Genomic DNA, 10,110 nt, shown 5'->3' with positions numbered 1-10,110 from the left:
GACCTCGGCATCGACTCCATCAAACGCGTCGAAATCATGGGCGTCCTCCAGGAACAGTTCCCGAGCCCCACCCCCGTCGGACCCGAACAGCTGGCGGAACTGCGGACGTTGGGTGACATCGTGGGCTTCGTCGCCGGACTGTCCGGCGCCCCGTCCAATCCGGTTGATATCCCGGTCCCTGCCGTGGACCCGCCGGCCCGGCAGCCGATGGCCGAGGCGGCGCCCGTCACCGTGCCGGCCGCGCTCGGCCGTGGGCAGGCGTCGCTCGCCGAGTTGCCGACGCCGGACCGGCTGGTCGACGCCTATCCGCTGGGCGCCTCCGCCGTCGTCGTCGACGACGGCAGTGAGGTCGCCGAGGCTGCGGCGGCTCGGCTCGTCGCGACCGGCTGGCGGGTGCGCGTTCTGCGGCTGCCCGGTGTCGCCCAGCGGATCACCGGGGCTTCGGACCTGCCCCTGACCGGTTGGGGTGCAGGCGAACTCGCCGGCCGGTTCGCGGAGTTGGACGGCGAGCGAGTGCATCTCGTACTCGGGTTCGCGGCCGCCGACGAGCTGCCCTGGGCCGAGGGCGTTCGCAGGCTGGCCCATGCCCTGCTCATCGCCAAGCACGCGGTCGGCCCGCTCTCCGAGGCCGCCGAGGGCGGTCACCGGGCCGCGTTCGTCACCGTCACCCGGCTTGACGGAGCCTTCGGGCTGGGCGGGGTGAACGAGGACGCCGTGCCGGCCGGCGGGGTCGGCGGTCTGGTCAAGACGCTGGCCGTGGAGGCGCCCGAGCTGTTCTGCCGGGCCGTCGATCTCGCCCCTGCCCTGGGTACGGCGGACGCGGCGGAACTGGTTTTGGAGGAGGTGTACGACGCCGCATCCGGCCCGGTCCAGGTGGGCCGCGACGGTGCCCGCCGGGTCGCCCTCACCCTCGGCCTCGCCCCGGGCCCCACTCCTGCCGGGGGAACGCGCCCACCCGGGTCGGCGCCCACCCTCACCCCCGACGACCTGCTCGTCGTGACCGGCGGCGGGCGCGGGATCACCGCCCGGTGCACGGTGGCCCTGGCCGCCGCGCACCGGCCCGGCCTGCTGCTGCTCGGCCGCACGGCGCTCGGGGAGGAGCCCGGGTGGGCGCGTGGGCTGGCCGATGCCGCGGCGCTGAAGGCTGCGGCCGTGGACCAGCTGAGGCAGGCGGGCGAGAAGCCGACGCCGAAGCGGGTGGAGCAGCTGTACCAGGCCGTAATCGGTGAGCGCGAGGTGCGTTCGACGCTCGCCGAGATCCGCGCTGCGGGCAGCGAGGTCGAGTACCTGGCGGTGGACATCGCCGACGCCGCCGCGACCGCCGCCGCGCTGGCCCCGTACCGGGAGCGGATCACTGGTCTCGTCCACGGGGCCGGTGTGCTCGCGGACCAGCTGATCTCCGCGAAGAAGGCGGCCGAGATCGACCGGGTCTTCTCGGTCAAGCTGGGCGGACTGCGCTCGGTGGTGGCCGCGCTGCCCGCCGAGCGGTTGCGGCACGTGGTGCTGTTCTCCTCGGTCGCCGGGTTCTTCGGCAACCGGGGGCAGTCGGACTACGCGATGGCCAACGAGGTGCTCAACGCCTGGGCCGCCGCCTTCCGGCGCAGTCACCCTCAGGCGCATGTGACCGCCCTCAACTGGGGTGCCTGGGACAGCGGAATGGTGTCGCCGCAGATCAAGGCGGTGTTCCAGGAGAGGGGTGTCGCGCTGATCCCGGTGGGGACCGGGACCCTGATGTTCACCGACCAGTTCACCCCGGAGCGGGCCGGTGACGTCGTCACAATTCTCGGGCCGACCACTCCCCTGTCGGCGCGCGAACCCGTCGCGCCCACGTCACCGGCCGTCCTGGAACGGGATCTCGCCGGCCTCGTCACCGATCCGCTCGTCGCGGACCATGTGATCGGCGACGCGCCGGTGCTGCCCGCCGCCGCTGCCCTCGGCTGGGCCGCGGGTGCGGTGGAGCGGTTGACCGGCGGCACGGTCACGCAGGTCCGGGACTTCGCGGTCCACAAGGGCGTTGTTTTCGACGGCGCCCCCGACGGCGGCGGTCACGGTGGCGGCGGGCCCTTCCGGCTGTCGGTCGATCCGACGCCCGACGGTGCCGAGGCCGATGTCGCGATCCGTTCGACCGGCGTCGACGGCACCGTACGGCCGCACTACGCGGCCCGGGTGATCCTGGGCGACGCCGGGGGCGAGGTTCCGCCGCGGGTGGCCGGGCTGCCCGCGCCGGGCGGTGGCAGTGACGCACAGGTGTTCTACGCCGACGGCACGCTCTTCCACGGGGAGTCGCTGCGCGGACTGCGGCGGGTGCTGGCGTCGGGCGGGGCCCGGCTGGTCCTGGAGTGCGCGTTGGCCGAACACCGGCCTGCGGGCGGCGCGTTCGGGACGGGTCGGTACGCACCCGGTACCGCCGATCTGCTGCTCCAGGCCGCGCTGGTGTGGATGCGGCTGCACCGTGACACGGCGAGTCTGCCGATGGGGGTGGCGCGGGTCGATCTGTACGAGGCGCTGCCGGACGGGGAGCCCTTCGTCGTCGTGGTGGAGCCGGAACCGGCTTCAGCGAACGGCAACGGCAACGGCAACGGCAACGGCAACGGGAATCGTACGTCCGCTGCGCTCACAGTGACGGCGTGCGCTCCCGACGGCCGGGTGTTGACCCGGTTCACAGGAGTTTCCCTTGTGTCCACCCCGCAGCTGGCCGCCAAGTTCGCGAGCCGCTGAGCCGACGACCGGACCGGGGGTCCCCCGGCGGAGGGCCTCTGCGGCCCCCGCCGGTCCCCCGGAACCCTGGAGGGAACAGCCTCAATGAGCAGCAAGTTCGCGATTGTCGGTATGTCCTGCCTCTTCCCCGGGGCGGACACTCCCGGCGCGTTCTGGGACAACCTCCGCGCCGGTGTCGACAGCCGGGCGGAGGGCGGTCCCGAGGTCTTCGGCCCCGCCGACCCCCGGCCGGCCGACGGCATGAAGCAGGTCCCCGATCCCGATCACGCCATCACCTGTGTCCGGGGCGGTTTCGTCACCGGCTTCGAGTTCGACCCCAACGGTTTCCACCTCCGCCCCGAGAATCTCGCCGGTCTCGACCGGGTCTTCCACTGGTCGCTGCACGTGGCCCGCGAGGCGCTGCGGGACAGCGGGCACGCAGACCGCCCGGAGCTGCTGGCCCGCACCGGCCTGGTGGTCGGCGACTACTCCTTCCCCACCCCCGCCTCCGCCCGCATCAGCCTGCCCCTCGTCCACGAAGCCGTTCTGGAGGGCCTGCGCAGATCCGGGAACCCCGCGCCCGCCCCGGGCCCGCTGCTCGACCTGGCCGCGGTGTCTCCGGCCGACGCCCGGGTGAGCGGCGCCCCCGCCCGCCTCGCGGCCACCGCCCTGGGGCTCGGCGGCCCCCGCTACGCCCTCGACGCGGCCTGCTCCTCGGCTCTGTACGCGCTGAAGCTGGCCTGCGACCATCTCGCCACCGGTCAGGCCGACCTGGTGCTGGCGGGCGGGGTGTGCGCGCCCGACCCGACGCTCATCCACCTCTCCTTCTCCGACCTGCACGCTTATCCGCAGAACGGTGTCAGCCAGCCCTTCGACGCCCGCTCCACCGGCATCCTCACCGGTCAGGGCGCCGGCATGGTCGCCGTACGCAGGCTCGCCGACGCGATGGCGGACGGCGACCGTGTCTACGCGGTGATCGACGGCGTCGGCCTGTCGAACGACGGAGCCGGCCGCCACCTCCTCGTACCGAACCCGGCCGGACAGCTCAGCGCGTACGAACTCGCCTACGCCCAGGCTGGTTTCGGGCCCGAGCAGGTGGACTATCTGGAGTGCCACGCCACCGGGACGCCCGTCGGCGACGGCACGGAGGCGCAATCGGTCGCCGCCTGGTTCGGGACCCGGGGCGCTGTCCCGCCGCTCGGCTCGGTGAAGGGTAACCTCGGTCATCTGCTGACCGTGGCGGGGCTGAGCAGTCTCCTCAAGGTGATCCTGGCGATGGGGCACGGGCATCTCCCGCCGACGATCGGCATCGACCGGCCGCTCAGCACGCCCGGCGCGGGCGAGGTGCCCGTCGTACGCGCGGGGCGCGACTGGCCCGACAGGGGGCCGGGGCCGCGCCGGGCGGCGGTGTCCGCGTTCGGGTTCGGCGGCACGAACGCCCATGTCGTCCTCTCCCAGCGGCCCGACGACCGGGAAGCCGGGGCCGCGGAACCCGTCGTACCCCCCTCCCTGGACGTCATCGGTCTCGGCGCGCACTTCGGCACCCTCGCGGACGTGCCCGCCTTCGAACGCGCCCTGCACGACGGCACCGACGCCTTCCAGCCACTGCCCGAGCATCGCTGGCGCGGTCTGGAGGACACGGGCGGCGGCACGCTGGAGCGGGCGGGGCTGCACCGGGCGGCGCTGCCCGAGGGCGGGTTCGTGGACCGGATCGACGTTGATCCGGCCGACCACCGCATCCCCCCGGCCGACCTGCGCAACTACAACCTCCAGCACGCCCTGATGTCGAAGGTCGCCGACGAGGCGCTGCGCGACGCGGGGTACGAGCGGACGGTGCCGGCGGGCCGCAGGGCGCCCGAGCCGCGCCGGATCGCGGTGGTCGTGGCCATGGAGATAGAGCCGAGTGCCCATCTGCACCTGGCCCGTTACGGTCTCGGCGACTTCCTCCGGCGGGCGTACGACGACGCCGGTCTGGAGCTGACGGAGGAGCAGTTCGCGGCCGTCGCCTCCGTCGCCCGCGAGGGCGTTCACGAGCCGATCGTCGCCAACGAGGTGCTGAGCTACATCGGCAACATCATGGCCAGCCGGATCTCCTCCCTGTGGAATCTCACCGGCCCGGCCTTCACCGTCTCGTCCGACGGCGCGGGCACCGCCGAGGCGCTCCAGATCGCCCAGCTCCTGCTGCTGGACGAGAGTGTCGAGGCGGTTCTGGTCGGCGCGGTGGATCTCGCGGCCTCGCCGGAGAACCTGCTGCTGCGGGGCGAGAAGCCGGTGTCGGGGGCCGGGTTGAGCTTCGGCGAGGGGCAGCGCGGCCGGCGGATCGGCGAGGGCGCGGGCGCAGTGGTGGTCACGCGTCCCGGCGCGGGAGAGCGGCAGGCGTACGCACGGATCGACTCCGTGGCCGTACGGCATGCGACGCCCGTCGACGGTGTCCTGGCGGAGGCGCACGCCGGCACGCTCGCCGAGGCCGCCGGGCAGGCGCTGGCCGCCGCCGGAATCGGCCCGGCCGACGTCGGCTATGTCGAGGCCCACGCGGGTGGCACCCCCGGCCAGGACTCGGCCGAGCTGGCGGCGCTGGCCCAGGTGTACCCGGCGGGTTCCGGCACGGTCGCGCTGGGCAGCGCCAAGGCCCAGCTCGGCGACACACAGACCGCCGCCGCGATGGCGGGCCTGCTCCGCGCGGTGCTGTGTCTGCATCACGCCTACGTCCCCGGCGCGCCCGGCTGGCGCAGACCCGCGCCGGAACTGGTCGATCACTTCACCGCCTCGGCGTTCCATGTGCCGGGCGCCTCCCGGCCGTGGCTGCGCACCGCGCAGGGCGTACGCCGGTACGCGGCCGTCAGCGCCATCGGCTCGGACGGCGCCCATGCCCATGTCGTCCTGTCCGCCGACCGCACCCGGGGCGATGTCGCCCGCAGCGACTGGCGCAAGGCCGGCGGCCCGGCACTGCTGCCGCTCGGCGCACCGGACCTCGACGGGCTGCTCGCCGAGGTGGACCGGCATCTGGGGCTGCTGGCCGGGGGCGCCGATCCGTACCGGCTGGGCCGGGCCGCCGCCGAGAGCCTGCCGGGCAGCGCGCTGCGTGTCGTCCTGGTCGGCCGGGACACCGAACAGCTGCGTGCCCAGCTGGAGTTGGCGGCGCGTGACCTGTCTGGCGCGGCTGCGAAGGGCGAGGAGTGGACGACCCCGGCGGGGAGTTGCTTCGCGCCGCGGCCGATCGGACCGGAGGGGAAGGTGGCCCTGGTCTATCCGGGCGCGTTCAACTCGTACCCGGGTCTGGGCCAGGACTTCTTCCGCGCCTTCCCGTCCCTGCTCGACGCCTTCGAGGCCGAGGCCGCCGACCCGGACCGGCTCTTCCGCGCGTCCCAGCTCTATCCGCGCGGCCAGGTCACCCCTGGCCGTCGGGAGTTGATGGCCCAGGAGGGTCGGCTCGGTGAGGACATCCCGTTCATGCTCGCCACCGGCACCACCTTCGCGATCCTCTACACCGACCTGGTGCGCGAGCTTCTCGACGTACGCGCGCACGGCGCGTTCGGTTACAGCCTGGGCGAGAGCAGCATGCTGTTCGCCACCGGCGGCTGGCGGCGCTCGGCCCGGCGCGACGACCGGATCAGCGCCACTCCGCTGTTCCGCGACCGGCTGTCCGGGCCCCGCCGTACGGTTCGCGAGCTGTGGGAGCTGCCGGAGGACACGCCGGACGAGGCGGTGTGGGGCAGTTTCGTCCTGCTGGAGTCGGCGGACCGGATCACCTCCTCGCTCTCCCGCTCCGACTCCCCCTACGACAAGGTGTTCCTGACCCATGTCAACACCCCGCGCGAGGCTGTGATCGCGGGCGATCCTGTGCAATGCCGGGCCCTGGTCGCAGAGCTGGGCTGTCCGTCGGCGCGCTCCCCGGTCGGCTCGGTGATGCACTGCCCGGTCGTGGACGGGGAGTTGGCCGGCCTCGCCGAACTCAACGACCATCCGACGGGCTCGCCGGGTGGCCTCGACCTGCTGAGCGCGTACGACTACGGCTCCGTTACCGAGCTGGAGCGGTCCGAGGTGGCCCGGCGGATCGCACGGACCCTGCGGGGCACGATCGACTTCCCGCGCCTGGTGCGCACCGCGTACGAGAGGGGTTTCCGGTACTTCGTCGAGGTCGGTCCGGGCGCCACCTGCACCCGGTGGGTGCACGACACCCTCGGTGACGCCGAGCACGTGGCGATGCCGGTCGACCGGCGCGGTGTGCCCGCCGCCCGTTCCGTGGCCCAGCTGGCGGCCCGCCTGGCCGCACACGGGCTGCCCGTCGACCTCACGGCGCTGCTCGGCCCGGACCCGGCGCCCGCCACCCGGCCGGACCGGCTGCGGGTGCCGGTCGGCGGCGGCGCGCCCATCCCGGCGGGCATCGCTGCCCGGGCGGTGGCGGCCCCGGCGGCCCTCGCCACCCCTGCGCGGCCCGAGCCCGCGCACGTCGGCGTGGTTGCCGTGCGCGGCTCAACAGAACCTGCTTACGCGGCAGTTGACGTCAAAGACGCCCGACCCGCCCGTACGGCGGCCGACTTGGAGGTACCCGCCCCGATGCCCGCCGACCCGAGCCTCGACGACATCGAGGTCATCACCTTCGACGGCGAACCGATCGCCTTCCTGCCCTGGGCGGAACCGTCCGCACCCGCTCCGGCGCCGGTGCGGACGTCCCTCGCACCCTCCGCACCCGTGAGTCCGCCCCCCGCCCCTGTCCCGCCCTCCGGGTGGTCGCCGAGCAGCGCCGCCGCCGATCTCGTACGGGAGATACGGCAGCAGATGGTGGCCACGCACTCGGTGGTGATGGAGACGCAGCGCGTCCTCCAGGAGAACACCCTGGCCCGTACGGAGGCACTGCTCGACCAGGCCTTCGTGCCCGCGCCCTCCACAGCACCCGTCGCCCCAGCGGCGCCCCCGCCCGTGCTCCCCAGCGGCCCGCCGCCGCCCGTCGCCATCGAAGCCGCGCCCCGAACCGCCCAGGCCCCCCAAGTCCCCAAGGCCCAGGCCCCTGATGTCATCTGGGACGAGGAGCAGCTTCTCGCCTTCGCCACCGGCCGGATCACGGACGTGTTCGGCCCCGAGTTCGCGGACGTCGACGGCTACACCAAGCGCGTCCGGCTGCCCGCGCCCCCGTACCACTTCGTCACCCGGGTCACCGGTCTTCGGGCCCGGACCGGCGTCTACGAACCCTCGTTCATCCGCACCGAGTACGACGTACCCAAGGACGCCTGGTACGCGGTGGACGGCGGGGTCCCGCCGGCCGTCGCCATCGAGGCGGGACAGTGCGACCTGCTGCTCATCAGTTATCTGGGCATCGACTTCCGCAACAAGGGCGAGCGGGTCTACCGGCTCCTCGACAGCACGCTCGTCTTCCACGGCGACCTGCCGAGGACCGGCCAGACCCTGCGCTACGACATCTCCATCAACCGATTCGTCCGCCAGGGCGACACCACCCTCTTCTTCTTCAGCTACCTCTGCTACGCCGACGGCGAACTGATCCTCGAACTCAAGGACGCCAGCGCCGGGTTCTTCACCCAGGCCGAGCTCGACACGCCGTTGGGTGTCGTCGTCACCGAGCGGGACAGGAAGCGGCGCGCCGCGCTGACCAGGACCACCTTCAAGCCGCTGGCCGACACCGGCAAGAACCGGCTCACCGCCGCCGACCTGGAGCTGCTGGCCGCCGGAAAGCCCGGCGAGGTGTTCGGGCCGCACCACGCCCAGGACGCCGGCCTCAACCCGGCGCTGCGGCTGCCCGACGCACGGCTGCGCATGGTCGACGAGATCCGAATCGACCGAACGGGCGGGCCGCGCGGGATCGGTGCGATCAGCGCCCGCAAGCAACTGGAGCCGGACGCCTGGTACTTCGAGTGCCACTTCCCCGACGATCCGGTGCTGGCCGGGTCGATGGTGGCGGAGGGCGCCGTCCAGACCCTCCAGGCGTATCTGCTGCACCAGGGCATGCACCTGGTGCTGCCCGACGCCCGCTTCCAGACGATCATCGGGCTGGAGACGGAGGTGCAGGTACGCGGCCAGATCACGCCGCGGCACCGGGAGATCCGGTACGAGATCGAGGTCATGGAGCTGACGCTGCTGCCGCGTCCCTCCGTCGTCGCGGACATCCTCGTGTACCTGGGCGACAAGGCGGTGATCCGGATGCGCAACTTCGGCATCCAGATCCGTGAGAAGGACGGCACGCCGTACAGGGCCGGCCCCGGTGGCATCCCGGAGTTCCTCGGCCGACGCAACCGCGCCGGCGAGCCCGCGCTGATCAACGAACTCCATCTGGCGCACGCCGCGAAGGGTGACCTCGGTACGGCGATGGGTCCCGAGTTCGACGTGTACCAGGAGAGCCGGGCCCCCTACATCCCCAACGGGGACTTCCAGTTCGTGGACCGGATCATGAAACTCACGGGAACCCGGGGCGAGCTGAAGCCGGGCGCGGAGATGGTGACGGAGTACGACTCGCCGTCGGACGCCTGGTACTACCGCGAGAACGCGCATCCCCATCTGCCGAACTGCGTCCTGATGGAGACCTCGCTCCAGGCGGCCATCCTCAACGGCTACTACCTGGGCGCCACCCTCAAGCAGCCGGAGACCGAGTACTCGATCCGCAACCTCGACGGCAGGGCGACCTACGTCAAGGACATCGACCTGCGCGGCAGGACGATCCGGCATCGCTCCACGCTGCTGATGACAAGTGCAGTGTCGGGGGCGGTACTTCAGAACTTCAGTTATGAACTCTCCGCCGACGGGGAGGTCTTCTACACCGGCGAGTCACTGTTCGGCTACTTCAGCGAGGCCGCGCTCGCCAACCAGGTGGGCCTGGACAACGGAACGTACGTCGCGCCCTGGATCGAGCAGGAGAAGCCGGACGCCTCCCGCATCCGCCGCGTCGAACTCCCCGACGACGCGCCCGCGTTCACCGACCCGACCGGCGGCCGGCTGCGTCTGCCCGGCGGTCACTACCACCTCGTCGACCACGTCGACCTGGTCACGGACGGCGGCAGACACGGCGCCGGATACCTCCACGGATACCGGCAGGTCCGCCCCGACGAGTGGTACTTCGACTGCCACTTCCACCGCGACCCGGTGATGCCCGGCTCGCTCGGCGTGGAGGCGATCCTCCAGGGCCTGCGCCTGTTCGTGCTGGAGCAGGGCCTCGCCGAGGGGATCGAGAACCCCCGGTTCGGGCTGGCCGTGGACGTACCGACGAGCTGGAAGTACCGGGGCCAGATCCTGCGCCACGACGGGGAGTTGCGGTTCGACGTCCACGTCAAGGAGGTCCGCCGGAACGGTGAGCGGCTCGTGGTGATCGCGGACGCCGACCTGTGGAAGCCGGGGCTGCGCATCTACGAACTCACCGACGTGGCCATCGAGGTCAGCCCCGACACCACCCGCGACCGGGCCTGACCG

Annotated in this window: 2 protein-coding genes; both read left to right on the top strand. The window is 72.7% G+C overall.

Annotated features, from left to right (window positions below; all coding sequences use genetic code 11):
• Nucleotides 1-2,718 (top strand): SDR family NAD(P)-dependent oxidoreductase (locus tag RB628_RS01890; RefSeq protein WP_318318463.1); only part of this gene is annotated, 2,718 nt, incomplete at its 5' end.
• An 84-nt stretch (nt 2,719-2,802) separates the two neighbouring features.
• Nucleotides 2,803-10,107 carry a beta-ketoacyl synthase N-terminal-like domain-containing protein gene (locus tag RB628_RS01885; RefSeq protein ID WP_318318462.1) on the top strand — a complete coding sequence of 2,435 codons (7,305 nt, stop codon included), beginning with the start codon at nt 2,803-2,805 and terminating at the stop codon, nt 10,105-10,107.
• The last annotated feature ends 3 nt before the right edge of the window (nt 10,108-10,110 follow it).

It is taken from the genome of Streptomyces sp. ADMS (assembly GCF_033441795.1).
In the GTDB taxonomy this organism is placed as follows: domain Bacteria; phylum Actinomycetota; class Actinomycetes; order Streptomycetales; family Streptomycetaceae; genus Streptomyces.
This window is presented reverse-complemented; position numbering and strand designations above follow the sequence as displayed.